Source organism: Streptomyces sp. NPDC092952, from assembly GCF_044754785.1.
Lineage (GTDB): Bacteria > Actinomycetota > Actinomycetes > Streptomycetales > Streptomycetaceae > Streptomyces.
This window is the reverse complement of the sequence record NZ_JBIVPT010000013.1, coordinates 156,800-172,362: the sequence shown is the minus strand read 5'-3', so window position 1 is coordinate 172,362 and position 15,563 is coordinate 156,800. Positions and strand designations below refer to the sequence as shown.

Genomic DNA, 15,563 nt, shown 5'->3' with positions numbered 1-15,563 from the left:
GACGAGAGCCGCGCCGGTATGGCAGAACCGCCGCGCCGAGGCCCGGGCGTAGGCCCCCGACCGCGTCGGAACCGTCCTGCCGGGCCGTCGCCCCGTTCTGAACCCGACGATCGATGCCGGAGCGGTCCACGCCGGCCACTCCTTCCCGGTCGGCCGGCGTGAGGCCCCAGAGCATGGTGCCGCCGATCCCGCGAGATGTGGTCCCCGGCCACGGACAGGGCAGGATCCGCCGATCTCACGAAACCGCCCGACGCCGACCTGCGTCGCCAGCAGATGCGTGAAATTGTTCCGCGGCCCGAAGGCCAGCCGACCTCACCCGGGGCGAACGAACCGGCCGTCCGCCCCGGCGAGGGGCAGGGGGTTCAGCTGTCCACGCGGCGTCCGGCGAGCCAGGTGACCATCTCAGGGTCGTGGTGGTCGAAGAACAGGGAGCTGCCGGTGTCGAGTGTGGCGATCTGGGCCATCTGCTCGTCGGTGAGCTCGAAGTCGAAGACGTCGATGTTCTCGGCCATGCGCTCGGCGCGGACGGACTTGGGGATGGCGATGACGCCGCGCTGGGTGAGCCAGCGCAGGACGACCTGGGCGACGGACTTGTCGTACGCCTTGCCGATCTCGGTGAGGAGCGGGTTGTGGAACAGGTCGTTCTTGCCTTCGGCGAAGCCGCCCCAGGACTGGATCTGCACGCCGTGTTCGCGCATGAGGTCCTGGTAGTCGGCGCGCTGGAAGAAGGGATGGGTCTCGATCTGGTTGACCTGCGGGGTGATCTCGTTGTTGATGATCAGGTCGATCAGCCGGTCGGGGTAGAAGTTGGCGACGCCGATCGCCTTCGCCGCGCCTTCCCGGTTGAGGGCTTCCATGGCGCGCCATTGGCCGTAGACGTCGCCGAAGGGCTGGTGCATCAGGTACAGGTCGAGGTGGTCCAGGCCCAGCTTGGTCAGGGACGTCTCGAACGCGCGGCGGGTGTTGTCCTGGGCGGGGGCGTTCTGGACCCACAGCTTGGTGGTGACGAAGAGTTCCTCGCGCGGGATGCCGCTGGAGGCGATGGCGCGGCCTACGGCTTCTTCGTTGCCGTAGGCGGCGGCCGTGTCCAGCAGGCGGTAGCCGGTGGCCAGGGCCTCGGAGACGGCGCGCTCGGTGTCCTCGGCGGGGATCTGGTAGACGCCGAAGCCGAGGAGCGGCATCTCGATGCCGTTGTTGAGGGTGACGGTCTGCATGTGCGGGGTGTCCTTCACGGTGTGGGGGAGGGTGGTCAGGGGCGGAGGAGGGCCTTGAGGACCCGGCGGTCAGCCATGGCCCGGTAGGCGTCCGGTGCCCGGTCGAGGGGGAAGGTCCGGTCGAAGACGAGGCCGGGGGTGATGGTGCCGTCCAGGACGTCGGCCAGCAGCTGCTCGACGTAAGCGCGGGCGGGGCTGGCGCCGCCGGTCAGGGTGATGTTGCGCATGAACTCGGGCGGGCCGATCGGGCCCCGCTCGTACTGGGGGACGCCCAGGCGGCTGATGGTGCCGCCGTCCAGGACCGCGCCGAGCGCGGTGTCGAGGGCCTCGCGGGTGCCGACGGCTTCGATGACCTTGTCCACGCCGCCGGTCAGCTCGCGGATCCGGGCAACACCCTCCTCGCCGCGCTCGGCGACCACGTCGGTGGCACCGAACTCACGGCCCAGGCCGGTGCGGGCTTCGTGGCGGCCGGCGAGCACGATCCGCTCGGCGCCGAGCCGCTTGGCAGCGATCACCGCGCATAGGCCGACCGCTCCGTCCCCGACCACCAGCACCACATCTCCGCGGCCGACACCGGCGGTGACGGCGCCGTGGTGGCCGGTGGTCATCACGTCGGAGAGCGCGAGCAGCGAGGGCAGCAACGCGGAGTCGACCGCCACCGGCAGCTTCACCAGGGTGCCCTCGGCATGCGGAACGCGAACGGCTTCGCCCTGGCCGCCGTCGACTCCGTCGAAGCCGTACCGGCCGCCGTTGCGGCAGGAGATGTGCAGGCCCTTGGCGCAGTAGTCGCAGGTGTTGTCGCTGTAGGTGAACGGGGCGACGACCAGGTCACCGGTCTTCAGTCCGGTCACGGCCGCGCCGGTGTCCTCGACGACGCCGAGGAACTCGTGCCCCATGGGGCGGCCGGTGTCGGTGGCGGGCATCGAGGCGTAGGGCCACAGGTCGCTGCCGCAGACGCAGGAGGCGAGGACGCGCACCACGGTGTCGGTGGGCTGGACGATCTTCGGGTCGGGCCGGTGCTCGACGCGGACGTCACCGGCTCCGTACATCACTGCTGCACGCATCGGAGGTACTGCTCCAAACGGGGGTCGTGCCGGGGGCCGGGGGTCAGCGTTCGAGCATCCGGGCCTGGGCTTCGGTGTGGGTGTCGCCGGCGGCGGGCGGCAGGCCGGAGAGCCGGTCGAGCTGCTCGGCGGTGAGCGTGACCCGGTCGGCGGCGGTGTTCTCCTCGACCCGGCTGACGCGCTTGGTGCCGGGGATGGGGGCGATGTCGTCGCCCTGGGCGAGCAACCAGGCCAGGGCCACCTGCCCGGGCGTGGCACCGGCTTCGTCGGCCAGGGCCTTCACCTGGTCGGCCAGCGCCAGGTTGTGCTGGAAGTTCTCGCCCGTGAAGCGCGGGTTGTCGCGGCGGAAATCGTTCTCGTCGAACTGGTCCGTGGAGCGCACAGTGCCGGTCAGGAAGCCGCGGCCCAGCGGGGAGAACGGCACGAGGCCGATGTTCAGCTCCCGCAGGGCGGGCAGGACGCGGTCCTCGACTCCCCGGGTGAACAGGGAGTACTCGGACTGAACCGCGGTGACGGGCTGGACGGCGTGGGCCCGGCGGATGGTGTCGGGGCCGGCCTCGGAGAGCCCGAAGGCGCGGACCTTGCCCTCGGCGATCAGTTCGCCCACGGCGCCGGCGGTCTCCTCGATCGGCGTGTTCGGGTCGACGCGGTGCTGGTAGTACAGGTCGATGTGGTCGGTGCCCAGCCGCTTCAGGGACCCCTCGACCGCGGTGCGGATGTTCGCCGGGCCGGAGTCCAGGTTCCACGCGCCGTCGCCGGCGTGCGAGACCAGGCCGAACTTGGTGGCCAGCACCACCTTGTCCCGCCGGCCCTTCAGCGCCCGCCCGAGCAGCTCCTCGTTGGTGTAGGGGCCGTAGATCTCGGCGGTGTCGATCAGCGTGACGCCCAGCTCCAGGGCCCGGTGCACGGCCCGGATCGACTCCGCGTCATCGGTGCCCGAGCCGGTGTAGCCGTGGGACATGCCCATCGCCCCCAGCCCGATCCGGGAGACCTCCAGGTCACGCAGGTTGATGTACCGCATCTCGCCCTCTTCCGATCAAGGTGTCGCCCGGTCTTCCTTGACTCTTGCCCGGCCCGGCAGACCGTGCCCGTCGAAGTCAGGGCGGGAGCGAAGAAGCCGGCGCCTTCCTCATTCACCTTCGCCCGGATCACGCGCGTGTGGCAGGGCGGGCTCTTCAGGGGTAACGACAGGGCCCCCCTCCCGTCGGCAGCGCGGCCGCCCGCCGGGTGAAACTGGATTCATGGCATCCCAGAGCGCGAACAGCGAGGGCGCCGAGCTGGGCCGCTTCCTGCGCGCCCGCCGCACCCAGACCAGCCCCGAACACGTCGGCCTCACCGTCGGCGCCGGCATCCGCCGCACCCCCGGCCTGCGCCGAGAGGAACTGGCCACGCTCGCCGGCATCAGCATCGACTACTACGTACGCCTGGAACGCGGCAAGGAGACCCGCCCCAGCCCCGCCGTCCTCGACTCCCTCGCCCGCGCCCTGCACATGGACGACCAGGAACACCAGCACCTGCGCGAGCTCGCCGCCCGCGCCGCCCGCTACGCCCCCGAACCGCCCCCGGCCCCCAGCCGCACCGTGCGCCCCCACCTGAAACTGCTGCTGGAATCACTACGCCCGAACCCCGCCTACGTCATCAGCCGCAGCATGGACATGCTGGCCTGGAACCCCGGCGGCCTCGCCCTGTACGCGGGCCTGGACGACTGGCCGGCCAAACACCGCAACCTCGCCCGCTACCTCTTCCTCCACCCGGCCTCGCGCACCCTGTTCACCGACTGGGACCGCCAGATCACCGCCTGCGCCGCCCGCCTCCGCGCCACCGCCGGCACCGCCCCCGACGCCCCGGACCTGACCAACCTCGTTGGCGAGCTCCTCCTCAAAAGCCCCGACTTCGCCCGGCTGTGGGAACGCTACGAGGTCACCGGCCGCAAACCCGCACAGAAGACCTTCCACCACCCCCTCGTCGGCACCCTCACCCTCACTTCCCAGTCCATGCAGCTGGAAGGCACTCCCGGACAGCGCATCGGCGTCTACACCGCCGAACCCGGCACCCCCGACCACGACGCCCTGCTCCTGCTCGACATGACCGCGCCCGCAGCCGCGCCCCACCAGGAAGTCCCGCACGCATCACCCTGACCGCTGTTCTCACAACCTACTGATCAGCAATCAGACTGCTACGAAGACCAGCCGCGCCAGCAACCACTGGATCAGCGCCGCGATGCGCGGGCAGGACGCGACGCTGGAACGGCTCCGCGTCGACCGCCAACTCGAAGAGGCCCTGACCTACGGGCCCGACCCGCTCCACCTCGCCGAGGTGTTCGGGCTCGGCGAGAAGACCGCAATGCGCTGCGCGGACTCCGTACGGACGCTGTTGCACCAGGCCGCTGAACAGCCACTTCAGTGAAGTCTGCTTGACCGGTCCATGCCTTTGCCGAGGAGGAGCACGCGAGGCACGGTCAGCATCCGGGGCCGATCGGCGGAGACGACGCCAGGGCGAGGGCAGCGTTCCGCAGCTGGGTCGCCCACGTCTGCTGGTCAAGCCCCAGCGTGTACTCGGTGCAGCAATCGCATTGCGGGATCAGCGCCACGAACGATTGCTCCGCCGCGGTCTCGGCCTCCGTCTCCCACCAGTCGTCCGTCGCCAGGTCAGCGGGAGCTGTCTCTCCATCGATGAGCCTCGCCGCCATCCGGCGCAGAGCGTGGCGCCGTGCCAGGCCCCGATCCGGCAACCCGATCCCGGACTCGGCAAGTGCTTGCTCGAACGCGTCGCGAATATCGCGGGCATCCGCATTGCGAGGCCAACCGGCGAGCTCGCACAATGCCGGGGTGCCCAGTCCCGCTGCGAGCGCCTCAGCAGCGATCATCGGCAGATCCTCCGGGCGTATCTCATCCGCCTGATAACGGCACGCCACCTCACCCAGAGACGTGAGCCCACTCTGCACAGAGGTTTCCGGTTCCGGTGCCGTTCCTTCTGCTCTCATGATCCCTACGGTGTCAGCACCGTTGCCAGGGAAGGCACCCAGGGGCGGGCCCTCTCTGCGCCCACCCCGCGTGTTCGCCTGAACCAGGGCCGAACCCACGAAAACACGACCGTCCCTCCGCGGATTCCCTCAAAAAGTCCTTCAGTTTCCGCGAACTCGCGGGCCTCAGGGGAACTCACGGGATGTCGCACAGACCGTTGACCGTTCGGTTCACTGCCACGGAGGCGTCGGCGCACCGTCCGGGTCCAGTCCATGCGGATACAGCCTTGCCGGCATGCGATTCGGTACGCGGTCCAGGTAGGGATATTCGCGGGCCGGCCTCTCGGCACCTTCCCGGTCCCCGGCCACTTCGGGGGTTGATACTGGCGGGCTCGCGTATTCAACTGTCGCGAGTTGAGGCTGCTGCTGAGCGCGGTGGTGACTTTCCGTGATCTCCAGCAGGTTCCCGTGCTGTGGGGCCGGGGGTTTCCTGCGGCCCGGGCGGCGACGATGATGTAGGCCATGATCGTCGCAGCCACCCAGTTCGCCCCGATCCCCGGGGACATCGACGCCAATGTCCGTACCATCGCCGGGCTGATCCGGGCCGCCGGGGCCGACGGCGCCCGCGTGGTCGTCTTCGCCGAGCTCGCCGTGACCGGCTACGAGCCGACGCTGATCCGGGGCATCCCCAACCTCGTCCTCACCGAGGACGACGCCCGCCTCGAACCCGTACGGGAGGCGTGCCGCGCCGTCTCGGCGGCGGCGGTCGTCAACGGTCCCGTGCACACGGCGGAGGGCCGGCCCACGGTCACCTCGCTCGTCATCGGTCCGGATGGCGGACTCCTCACCCGGTACGACAAGCAGCACCTGTACGGCGTCGAGCACGAGGTCTTCGCAGCGGGCGGCCGGGACGGCCGCTTCGAGCTGGAGGGCACCCGGTTCGCGCTGGCCACGTGCTACGACAACCGCTTCCCGGAGCTCGCCGAGCGGGCCGCCGCCGACGGCTGCACGGTCTATCTGGCGAGCTCGGTGCTCTCCGCCGACAACGACTCGTTCGAGAAGGTCTATCCGGTGCGGGCCCGGGAGTTCGGTCTCCACGTGGCGCTCGGCAACGTCCTCGGCAACAACGAGGACGGCGTGGGCTGCGGCGCCGCCGGCGCCTGGGGGCCGGACGGTGAACGGACCGCCGACGCTGGTACCGAGGTGCCGGGCCACGTGCTCGCCGAGGTCGGCTGAACCGGCGGTGATCGACTGGTGAGCTCGCCTGCTGAGGTGTCGTGTATTCCAGCTCGGAGCGCCTCGATCGGTCACTTTGCGTCCTGCGGGCGGTGTCCAGGGTCCGGCCCGGAGTAAGTATGTTCGCCCGATGGCGCGTTCGAAGCGCTTCGGGAGGGGAGAGTGCCGGTGGACGTCGTCGCGATTATGGAAGCACTGGCTGAACAGGGCGTAACGGTGCTGTTCAAGGCCGACGCTGAGCGGATGGCAGAGAGGAGCAAGCCTTGGACCTTCGTCGCCAGTGGAGCGCCGTTGCGCGAGAACGTCCTTGTGCGAACCGATGCCGCGTCTGTGGAGCAATGCCTCGCAGTGTGCTTGCCCCGCCTGCGTGAGCTGGGCTTTTCGTTCCCTGTGTGAAAGAGCAGGTGTGACCGAACCGCCGCCCTTGATGTCAGTGCCGGCTGCTTGCATGAGCCCATGGACACTGTGCACACGACCGCCGCCCTCCTCCCGGACCCCGCCGAGCTCCGCGCGTACCTGCGTGCGCTGGCCGTGCTGGACCAGGCGATCTGCCGCGACCCGCGGTTCTCCCGCTACTCCTTCTCCACCGCCTGGGGGCCGGGGACGGAGGCGGCCCTGATGGACAACGGCTCGGGTGACGACTTCTCCGTCCTCTTCGCCCCGGCCGGTGTGCTCGTCCGCGGCTTCGACCACGAGTCGGAGATGAGCCCGTACGCCACGGACGACGAACAGGTCTGGCCCGGTGTCATCGACGAGGTGCCCGCCGCGCTGCGCCCGCTCCTGGACGACCCGGCCTTCGTCGACGAGGGCCTCGGCGCCCCGCGGGTCACCGCCTGCCTGTGGTGGGAGACCGGCGGCAGCGACTGGCGCACCGGCTCGGGCATCGAGTTCCCCTCGGGCAGCCCGGACCCGGACGGCTCCGGGCACCTCTTCCGCCTCCTCACCGACCGCTCCCCCGAGGCCGTCCAGGCGCACTTCGAGGAGGACTACGGGCGGCCCGTCCCCCTCGACACCGTCCGGCACGTCCTCGCGGGCCACCCCCTGACCCCCGAAGCCGCCCGCGGCCTCAACCCGGCCGCCCTCTCCGACGAGGCCCTGCTCCGCCGGATCGCCGCCGACCCCGAGGTCGAGGCGTACCTCGCCTGCGACGGTGAGTTCGACCTCACGCGGACCGACCCCATCGAGTCGATCGCCCTGCCGGCCGGTCTCCCGGTGGAGCCCGTGGCCGGCTGCAACGCGGGAGGCACCCACTACTTCTGCGGCCCGGCCGGCTCCGACCGCGTCCGCCCCGTCGTCTACACCGACTCCGAGGGCCAGGCTTCCCTCATCGCGGAGTCCCTCGCCGAGGCCCTGACCCTGGCCATCGTCCTCCCCTCCTGGCACGACGCCCTGGCCGGCTTCCGTCCCCCCGCGCTCAGCGCCGACTACCTTGAGGACAACCCGGACCACTCCGAGCTCCGCGACCGCCTCCTCGCCGCCCTCCGCCTCCCCCCGGCCACCGAGCCCGAGGTCCTGGCCCGCCTCCTCACCACAGCCGCCCGCACCGTCCCGGACGGCTTCCTCCCTTCGGTCGAGGGCGAGGAGGACGCGGCCTTCGAACCGATGCTCCGTCTGCCGGCCGAGTAGGACAGCCCCGCCGCGCGCCGCCTTCCGGAACCGACGCACCGCTACGGCGAAGCCATGACCGCACTGCCCGACTGGATGCGCCCGCCCCGTGCGGAGGGCTGTTCGCGCAGGACGCGGACCGCCTCCCCGAGGTTCGGCCCGGCGCATGCCGGATCTTCGACAGGAGACTTTGGGGTGATCGATCTCAAGGACGTGGAGGGATGGGTCGTCACCGGGCATCAGTCACCGACGGCGGGGCCATTTCGGTACCGGGCCGGTTCAACAGTTTGGAAACAGCTACTCAAAGAGCATTTTATCCTGAAGTGGGTCTTTCCTTGAACTTCGGGTGGCGGGCCGTTTCGGGTTGGCTGAGGTAGGGGTCGTCCGTTGTGGCAGGTGGGGTGGTTAACGGCTTTCGGTGGTCCGTTTCGGTCCCTTCGCTCCTGTCTGATCCCAACACGCCCCCGGTCACACCTGTTTGCGCCCTGTGGCGGGATGGCGGGCATCGGTACTACAGAAACATGCCTCGCAAGCAGCGGCCGTATCCGAGTGACCTGTCCGATGCCCGATGGGAACTGCTGGAACCGACGCTGGCAGCCTGGCGGACTGAGCGGAGAGGGAAGGGCCTGGACATCGGCCGTCCACCCGAACACGACCTGCGTCGAATCATGGACGCCATCCTCTACGTCGACCGCACCGGAATCCCGTGGAGGTATCTGCCGCACGACTTTGCCCCGTGGGAAACCGTCTACGGATACTTTGCCGCCTGGCAGAAGGACGGGGTCTTCGAGCAGCTCAACAGCCTCCTCCGCCGGCTCGTTAGGGAAGCTGAGGGCCGGGACGCCGAGCCGAGCGCCTGCGTCCTGGACGCCCAGAGCATCAAGACCTCCGCGAACGTGCCCGCGTCAGGCCAGGGCATCGACGCGGGCAAGAAGATCGCAGGCCGCAAGCGCCACATCGGCGTCGACACCCTCGGCCTCCTCCTCGCCGTACTGGTCACCGCCGCTAGTGTCTCCGACAACGTCGGCGGCATCCACGTGCTCTCGAACATTGCCGCAGACCACCCCCGCATCACCAAGGCTTGGGCTGACACCGGCTACCGCACCAAGGTCATCGAGCACGGCGCCCGCCTCGGCATCGACGTCGAAGTTACCCGCCGTGACCCTGCCCAGAAGGGTTTCAAGGTGATTCCGCGGCGGTGGATCGTCGAGCGGACCTTCGGATGGCTCATGCATCACCGCCGCCTCGCCCGCGACTACGAGACCCATCCGCACCGCTCCGAAGCCATGATCATGGTGGCGATGGTCGACCTCATGAGCCGCAGGCTCACCCAAGAGTCGACTCCCAACTGGAAGGACTCATAGCCGCCGGACCACACTGACCCGCGCGTCCGTACCTCTCATCGCCTGCGGCCAGCGGCCGTCGATGACACCCGCCGCTTCCCGGCAGGCGCCACAGGCGTCCTCCCGTTCCGGCAGCCACCAGTGGTCGGACGGCGACATCCCAGTTTCCTGAATACCGCACAGTGTCCTGTCGAAGATGCCGAAGGCGTGAGAGGCACCAGTGGGAAGGCCGTTCGCGATGGCCCTCTCCCAGCGCATCTCCATCGGCAGGTATGGCGGTCGCGAGATCTCGAACCACTCGCCGCCCACATGGGTGGCAGCATGGCACCAGGAACAGGACCAGGTCTCCTCTTCCCAAGCCGTCGGCGGCACCGGCCACCGCCACATCGCCTGACCACACACATCACACTCCACAGGCGGATCCTCACACGTCGGCACGGTCCGCCCCAAGCGGCGACAACGCGCCAGTTACCAAACACCCCCGCCAGGATGAAACGCTCTTTGAGGGCTGTCCGGTAATCCCTGGCGGGCGTGCGACGACAGTCATGGCACCTCGCCGCGTTGTCGGGACGCCCGAATACATCCAGTATTCGGGCGTCCCTCCGCCTTGCGATGCACCGCGTCTGACGCCGCACGCTGATCCACCAGGGATTACGGGACAGCCCTTAGGGTCTGCCGATCATCAAGGTGTTGCTTTCAGAGCTGGGGCTCGTTGGTGTCGTATGCGCATCCCCGACGAGACTCGTGATCAACTTGCTGTGAAGTTCGCGGTGTTGTTCCCACACCTGGACGAACGACAGCGGCGACTGCTGATGGCCGCGGAGGCCCGAGGACTGGGCCATGGCGGCATTCGAGCCGTGGCCCGGGCGGCCGGGGCGAGCGGGACAACGGTTCGCAAGGGCATGTCCGACCTGGAGGCGGGCCAGTTCCTGACCGGGCGGGTGCGGCGGCCGGGCGGTGGACGCAAACGCGTCACGGAGCTCGACCCTGGACTGCGGGGTGCCCTGTTGAGCCTGGTCGAGCCGGACGAACGTGGTGATCCGATGTCGCCGTTGCGGTGGACGACGAAGTCGACCCGCACGCTGGCGGCCGAGCTGACCCGTCAGGGTCACCGGGTCGGTGCGGACACCGTCGCCGGCCTGCTACGGCAGGAGGGGTTCCGGCTGCAGGCCAACGCCAAGACACTCGAGGGCAGCCAGCATGCCGACCGGGATGCCCAGTTCCGCTACCTCAACGAGCAGGCACGCGATCACCGGGATGCCGGCCAGCCGGTGATCAGCGTGGACACCAAGAAGAAAGAGCTGGTCGGCGACTTCCGCAACCATGGCCGTTCCTGGCGGCCCACGGGCGATCCGGTGCCGGTCCGCGTCCACGACTTCGCCGATCAGCAGCTGGGCAAGGCCATCCCTTACGGCATCTACGACCTGGCGGCCAACACCGGCTGGGGCAATGTCGGCACCGACCACGACACCGCCGCGCTCGCGGTGGAGTCGATCCGACGCTGGTGGCACGACCAGGGCCGGACCGACTACCCGCAAGCTTCCCGACTGCTGATCACCGCGGATGCGGGCGGCTCCAACGGCTACCGCACCCGGGCCTGGAAACTCCACCTCGTCCGCCTGGCCGCGGAAACCGGGCTGGTCATCACGGTCTGCCACCTGCCGCCGGGCACGTCGAAGTGGAACAAGATCGAGCACCAGCTCTTCTCCCACATCACCATGAACTGGCGCGGTCGCCCGCTGACCGACCACGAAGTCATCCTCGAGTCGATCGCCGCGACCACCACCCGCACTGGACTGCGGGTGAAGGCCGAGCTGGACACCCACACCTACCCCACCGGCCTCGGTGTCGGCGACGCGGAGATGGCGGCCCTGCCGTTGACCCGGCACACCTTCCACGGCGAATGGAACTACACCCTGCACCCCCAGCCGACCCCGGCCGTCCCGGCAGCCCGCAACGGCCGGCCACCGACACCGCCGTGGAGCCCAGCCCTCCTGTCCGACCCCGAACTGACCGGGCTGGCCCCGCACCAGTTGCAGCACCTCATCCACACCCTGGAACCGGCAGGAGACACCCGGCGCGGACGCCCGCCCCGCCTCACCTTCGCCGACCAGGTCCTGGCCACCGTGCTCCACCTGCGCGTCAACCTGGCCGCGGAACCTCTTGCCGTTCTGTTCAACAGCAGCCGCACCGCCATGCACCGCACCCTGCTGAAGACCAGGAAACTGCTTGAAGCACAGGGCATCACCATCTCGCCGGCCATCACCCCACCGACCGCCCTGACAGCCCTCCGAGCCCGAGCGGCCGCCCAAAGCAGCAGCCCCAACACCAAGATCAAAGCAGCAGATTAATGATCGGCAGACCCTTAGCCGGCTACGGCAACCCCGACCGCTACACCCTCGACTTCCTCACCGCCCGCGCTGGCGGCTCGTCGAGAAGGAGCTGAGCGACGTCATCGTGACGGCCGCAGTGGCACTTGCCACCATCAGCCCGGACCCGGAGAAGGCGCTCGCCAGCCGTGTCCAGGGCCTGATTGCAGCACCACGCCATGGTCATTTCCCACTTTGCGGACGCACGCGTCCTAGTGGGTGTATCCCGCCTCTCGGGTGGGAGATGGGTGGGAGACAAGTGGGAGATCATCACGGCGTGGTGCCGCAATCAGGGGCTAGGAAATGCTGGATAGCGCTACCCGTGTGGCCCGGTTTCAGCCGCCGGACTCGCCTGCGTGCGGGCTCAGCACACCCATGCTGACCAGCACGAACAGCACGATGCCGAGGATGATCCGGTAGATCACGAACGGCATGAAGCTCTTGGTGGTGATGAACTTCATGAACCATGCGATGACCGCGTATCCGACACCGAACGCGATGATCGTGGCGAAGATCGTCGGCCCCCACGAGACATGTCCCTCGCCCGCGTCCTTCAGTTCGAAGACGCCCGAGGCGAGCACCGCCGGGATCGCGAGCAGGAAGGAGTAGCGGGCCGCGGCCTCGCGGGTGTAGCCCATCAGCAGGCCACCGCTGATGGTGGCCCCGGAGCGGGACACGCCCGGGATCAGCGCCATCGCCTGGCAGAAGCCGAAGATCAGGCCGTCCTTCACGCCGAGCTCCCGGAGCGTCTTGCGCTCCCGGGCGGCCCGGTGCCGTCCGCCGGCCTCGTCTCGGGCGGCGAGGCGGTCGGCGACACCCAGCACGACGCCCATCACGATCAGAGTGGTGGCGATCAGCCGCAGATCGCGGAACGGCCCCTCGATCTGGTCCTTGAGCGTCACGCCGAGTACACCGATCGGGATGGAGCCCACGATGACCAGCCAGCCCATCTGGGCGTCGTGGTCGCCGCGCATCGACCGGTCGACCAGCGAACGGAACCAGGCGGAGACGATCCTGACGATGTCCTTGCGGAAGTAGATGAGGACCGCCGCCTCCGTGCCGATCTGAGTGATGGCGGTGAACGCCGCACCCGGGTCGTGCCAGCCCGCGAACGCCGCGGTGAGCCGCAGATGCGCGCTGGAGGAGATCGGGAGGAACTCGGTCAGTCCCTGTACGAGGCCCAGGACGAACGATTCGAACCAGCTCATGGGGCTTTGGCCATCCCGGGGGTGATCGTGCATCGGCCGACGGCGGTGAGAGCCGTCGGCGGCGTGTGCATAGTGGTCAAATGCGGACAGGGCCGCGAAGGGCCCGTAGGTCTGCGATCGGTTGCGGGCAGGGTACCGCCCTCAGGTGAACGGAGTTCGTACGTTCCCCGACGGGCGGGTGGCGCGGCCGGTCGCCGGGCGCGGAGGGACCGGGGCGCGGCCGCTCATTCGGCGGGCAGCCGGTGCCGTCTGCGCCAGGCGACGACCACCGCCCCGATCCCCGTCAGCACGATGAAGCCCATCGCGGCCAGAAAGGCCGGGGAGGTGGGCGACGTGGCCTCGCTGCCCGCGACGACGTACGCGGCGGTGTTCGGGACCGAGCCGAGCCCGGTGGCCCCGAGGAAGGCGGGATACCCCATCCGGGAGACCGCCGCGCAGTAGTTGGCCGCCGCGAACGGCACCCCCGGGAAGAGCCGCAGCGCCAGCATCGAGCGGAACCCGTGCCGGCTCAGCTGCCCGTCCGCGGCCCTGAGCCACCGCCCGCGCAGCAGCGTGCGGAGCGCGTCCTGCCCCAGCACCCTCCCCAGGGCGAACGAGACGCCCGCACCCAGCACCGTCCCCGCCAGCGCCGCGGCCAGCCCCGCCTGCGTACCGAAGAGCGCGCCGGCGGCGACGTTGAGCAGCGGCCGGGGTACGAACGCCACGGTGCACACCCCGTACGCCACCCCGAACAGGAGCACCGCGACGGCACCCCCGCTGACCTGGGCGGGCCAGCCCGCCGTGAGCAGCCGCTGGGGTTCGAGCAGGAACATCGACGCGGCGGCGCCCAGCAGCACGGCGACGAGCAGCGAGAACCGCGACCAGGGAGAGAGCAGTGCCCTCGCGCAGCGCGTGGCGAGGCCGGTGGCGGGCCGGGTGGCGGGGGCGGGGTCGAGCATGCGGGGAGAGTAACCGACGCCGGTGAATGATCGCCGCGACGCGCCCCCGCGCACACCGGGGCGTGGAACCCGGCGCACCCCGGGCCGTCGGCCGAACTCCCTTGAAGGGAAGGTGAGGTGCGCGAAAACCGTTCGACGGCTCCCGGCCCGTCCGCCATCATCGGAGCCATGTTCCGGTACGCCTTCCCCGCAGCGCCGTCCGCAGTCGCGGACGCGCCGAAGGCTGCCGCGAACCTGGTCGTCGCAGCTGTCGCGGCAGCGTGCACCGCTGCCGCAGCGCCCTTCGGCGGCGCCCGAAGCTGACCCTCCCCCGACAGTCCGGCGGACCCCGCAAGGGGAGGGTCGGCAGGGCCCCGGGGTCTTCTCCCAGCTTCGAACAGCAAGGAATCCACCATGTCCAAGACGGCTTACGTACGCACCAAGCCGCACCTCAACATCGGCACCATGGGCCATGTCGACCACGGCAAGACCACGCTGACCGCCGCCATCACCAAGGTCCTCAGCGACCGGGGCACCGGCACCTTCGTCCCGTTCGACCGGATCGACCGGGCGCCGGAGGAGTCGAAGCGCGGCATCACCATCAACATCGCGCACGTCGAGTACGAGACCGACACCCGCCACTACGCGCACGTCGACATGCCTGGCCACGCCGACTACATCAAGAACATGGTCACCGGAGCCGCCCAGCTCGACGGGGCGATCCTGGTCGTCTCGGCGCTCGACGGGATCATGCCGCAGACCGCCGAGCACGTCCTGCTCGCCCGCCAGGTGGGCGTCGACCACATCGTCGTCGCGCTCAACAAGGCGGACGCCGTCGAGGAGGGCGACGACGCGGTGCTGACCGACCTGGTCGAGCTGGAGGTCCGCGAGCTGCTCTCCGCGCACGGCTACGGCGGCGACTCCGCGCCCGTCGTGCGGGTCTCGGGCCTCAGGGCCCTGGAGGGCGACCCGCGCTGGACCGCCGCGATCGAGGCGCTGCTGGACGCCGTCGACACGTACGTACCGATGCCGGTGCGCTACACCGACGCGCCGTTCCTGCTGTCGGTGGAGAACGTGCTGACCATCACCGGCCGGGGCACCGTCGTCACCGGAGCCGTCGAGCGCGGCACCCTCCGCACCGGCGACAAGGTGACGGTGCTCGGCGGGGAGCAGGACATCGACACGGTCGTCACCGGGTTGGAGACCTTCGGGAAGCCGATGGAGTCCGCGCAGGCCGGTGACAACGTGGCGCTGCTGCTGCGCGGGGTGGAGCGCGGCCGGGTGCGCCGGGGCCAGGTGGTCGCGGCGCCCGGGAGCGTGACGCCGAGCCGCCGGTTCACCGCGCGAGTGTACGTCCTCTCGGGGCGGGAGGGCGGCCGGACCACCCCGGTCACCACCGGCTACCGGCCGCAGTTCTACATCCGCACCGCGGACGTGGTCGGCGACATCGACCTCGGCGGGCTCGCGGTGGCGCGCCCCGGCGACACCGTCGACCTGACCGTCGAACTGGGACGTGACGTCCCGCTGGAGACCGGACTCGGCTTCGCTATCCGCGAGGGCGGCCGCACGGTCGGCGCCGGCACCGTCACCGCCCTGCTCTGAGCGGTGCGCCCGGGCCCGCCTTCCGCCGAGTGCGGGGGGCGGG

Annotated in this window: 15 protein-coding genes; 8 read left to right on the top strand and 7 right to left on the bottom strand. The window is 69.9% G+C overall.

Annotation, left to right across the window (positions count from 1 at the left end):
• Positions 1–362 precede the first annotated feature (362 nt).
• From ACIQGQ_RS27135 to ACIQGQ_RS27125, 3 genes are read right to left on the bottom strand one after another with little or no spacing between them, the layout of a single operon-like run.
• On the bottom strand, positions 363–1,214 hold the full coding sequence (locus tag ACIQGQ_RS27135; RefSeq protein ID WP_402400093.1) for an aldo/keto reductase: 852 nt from the start codon (positions 1,212–1,214) through the stop codon (positions 363–365).
• 35 nt (positions 1,215–1,249) lie between these two features.
• Positions 1,250–2,278, bottom strand: a complete 1,029-nt coding sequence (locus tag ACIQGQ_RS27130) for a zinc-binding dehydrogenase (RefSeq protein ID WP_402400090.1) — start codon at positions 2,276–2,278, stop codon at positions 1,250–1,252.
• A gap of 43 nt (positions 2,279–2,321) precedes the next feature.
• Positions 2,322–3,299, bottom strand: a complete 978-nt coding sequence (locus ACIQGQ_RS27125) for an aldo/keto reductase (RefSeq protein ID WP_402400087.1) — start codon at positions 3,297–3,299, stop codon at positions 2,322–2,324.
• 220 nt (positions 3,300–3,519) lie between these two features.
• Between ACIQGQ_RS27125 and ACIQGQ_RS27120 the strand changes: the two genes are divergently transcribed.
• Together ACIQGQ_RS27120 and ACIQGQ_RS27115 are read left to right on the top strand one after the other, a co-directional pair.
• Complete coding sequence (locus tag ACIQGQ_RS27120) at positions 3,520–4,416, top strand: helix-turn-helix transcriptional regulator (RefSeq protein WP_402400084.1); 897 nt, start codon at positions 3,520–3,522, stop codon at positions 4,414–4,416.
• Between the two features lie 82 nt (positions 4,417–4,498).
• The gene (locus ACIQGQ_RS27115; RefSeq protein WP_402400081.1) at positions 4,499–4,684 is read left to right on the top strand and encodes a hypothetical protein; all 186 of its coding nucleotides are present in this window, start codon (positions 4,499–4,501) and stop codon (positions 4,682–4,684) included.
• Between the two features lie 52 nt (positions 4,685–4,736).
• On the opposite strand, the gene ACIQGQ_RS27110 is transcribed toward ACIQGQ_RS27115, so the two are convergent.
• Positions 4,737–5,261: a hypothetical protein gene (locus tag ACIQGQ_RS27110; RefSeq protein WP_402400079.1), complete on the bottom strand. Its 525-nt coding sequence runs from the start codon at positions 5,259–5,261 to the stop codon at positions 4,737–4,739.
• Between the two features lie 501 nt (positions 5,262–5,762).
• Between ACIQGQ_RS27110 and ACIQGQ_RS27105 the strand changes: the two genes are divergently transcribed.
• The 4 genes from ACIQGQ_RS27105 (at position 5,763) to ACIQGQ_RS27090 (ending at position 9,445) form a co-directional block, all read left to right on the top strand.
• Positions 5,763–6,476, top strand: a complete 714-nt coding sequence (locus tag ACIQGQ_RS27105) for a carbon-nitrogen hydrolase family protein (protein WP_402400076.1) — start codon at positions 5,763–5,765, stop codon at positions 6,474–6,476.
• Between the two features lie 168 nt (positions 6,477–6,644).
• Positions 6,645–6,872, top strand: a complete 228-nt coding sequence (locus ACIQGQ_RS27100) for a hypothetical protein (protein ID WP_402400073.1) — start codon at positions 6,645–6,647, stop codon at positions 6,870–6,872.
• 60 nt (positions 6,873–6,932) lie between these two features.
• Positions 6,933–8,102 carry a hypothetical protein gene (locus tag ACIQGQ_RS27095; RefSeq protein WP_402400070.1) on the top strand — a complete coding sequence of 390 codons (1,170 nt, stop codon included), beginning with the start codon at positions 6,933–6,935 and terminating at the stop codon, positions 8,100–8,102.
• Positions 8,103–8,602: 500 nt separating this feature from the next.
• On the top strand, positions 8,603–9,445 hold the full coding sequence (locus ACIQGQ_RS27090) for an IS5 family transposase (RefSeq protein ID WP_402400068.1): 843 nt from the start codon (positions 8,603–8,605) through the stop codon (positions 9,443–9,445).
• Here the strand turns inward: ACIQGQ_RS27090 and ACIQGQ_RS27085 are convergent.
• Positions 9,440–9,838 carry a hypothetical protein gene (locus ACIQGQ_RS27085; protein ID WP_402400065.1) on the bottom strand — a complete coding sequence of 133 codons (399 nt, stop codon included), beginning with the start codon at positions 9,836–9,838 and terminating at the stop codon, positions 9,440–9,442. The two genes, ACIQGQ_RS27090 and ACIQGQ_RS27085, sit on opposite strands and share 6 nt — an antisense overlap.
• Positions 9,839–10,146: 308 nt before the next feature.
• Between ACIQGQ_RS27085 and ACIQGQ_RS27080 the strand changes: the two genes are divergently transcribed.
• Positions 10,147–11,775, top strand: coding sequence for an ISAzo13 family transposase (locus ACIQGQ_RS27080; RefSeq protein ID WP_402400063.1), 1,629 nt, complete (start codon positions 10,147–10,149; stop codon positions 11,773–11,775).
• Positions 11,776–12,128: 353 nt separating this feature from the next.
• Here ACIQGQ_RS27080 and ACIQGQ_RS27075 read toward each other — a convergent pair whose 3' ends face one another.
• The gene (locus tag ACIQGQ_RS27075; RefSeq protein WP_402400061.1) at positions 12,129–13,001 is read right to left on the bottom strand and encodes an undecaprenyl-diphosphate phosphatase; all 873 of its coding nucleotides are present in this window, start codon (positions 12,999–13,001) and stop codon (positions 12,129–12,131) included.
• A gap of 224 nt (positions 13,002–13,225) precedes the next feature.
• A complete protein-coding gene (locus ACIQGQ_RS27070) occupies positions 13,226–13,939 on the bottom strand; it encodes a TVP38/TMEM64 family protein (RefSeq protein ID WP_402400058.1) in 714 nt (237 codons plus the stop codon).
• Positions 13,940–14,332: 393 nt separating this feature from the next.
• Between ACIQGQ_RS27070 and tuf the strand changes: the two genes are divergently transcribed.
• On the top strand, positions 14,333–15,520 hold the full coding sequence (gene tuf, locus ACIQGQ_RS27065) for an elongation factor Tu (RefSeq protein ID WP_402400055.1): 1,188 nt from the start codon (positions 14,333–14,335) through the stop codon (positions 15,518–15,520).
• Positions 15,521–15,563 lie beyond the last annotated feature (43 nt).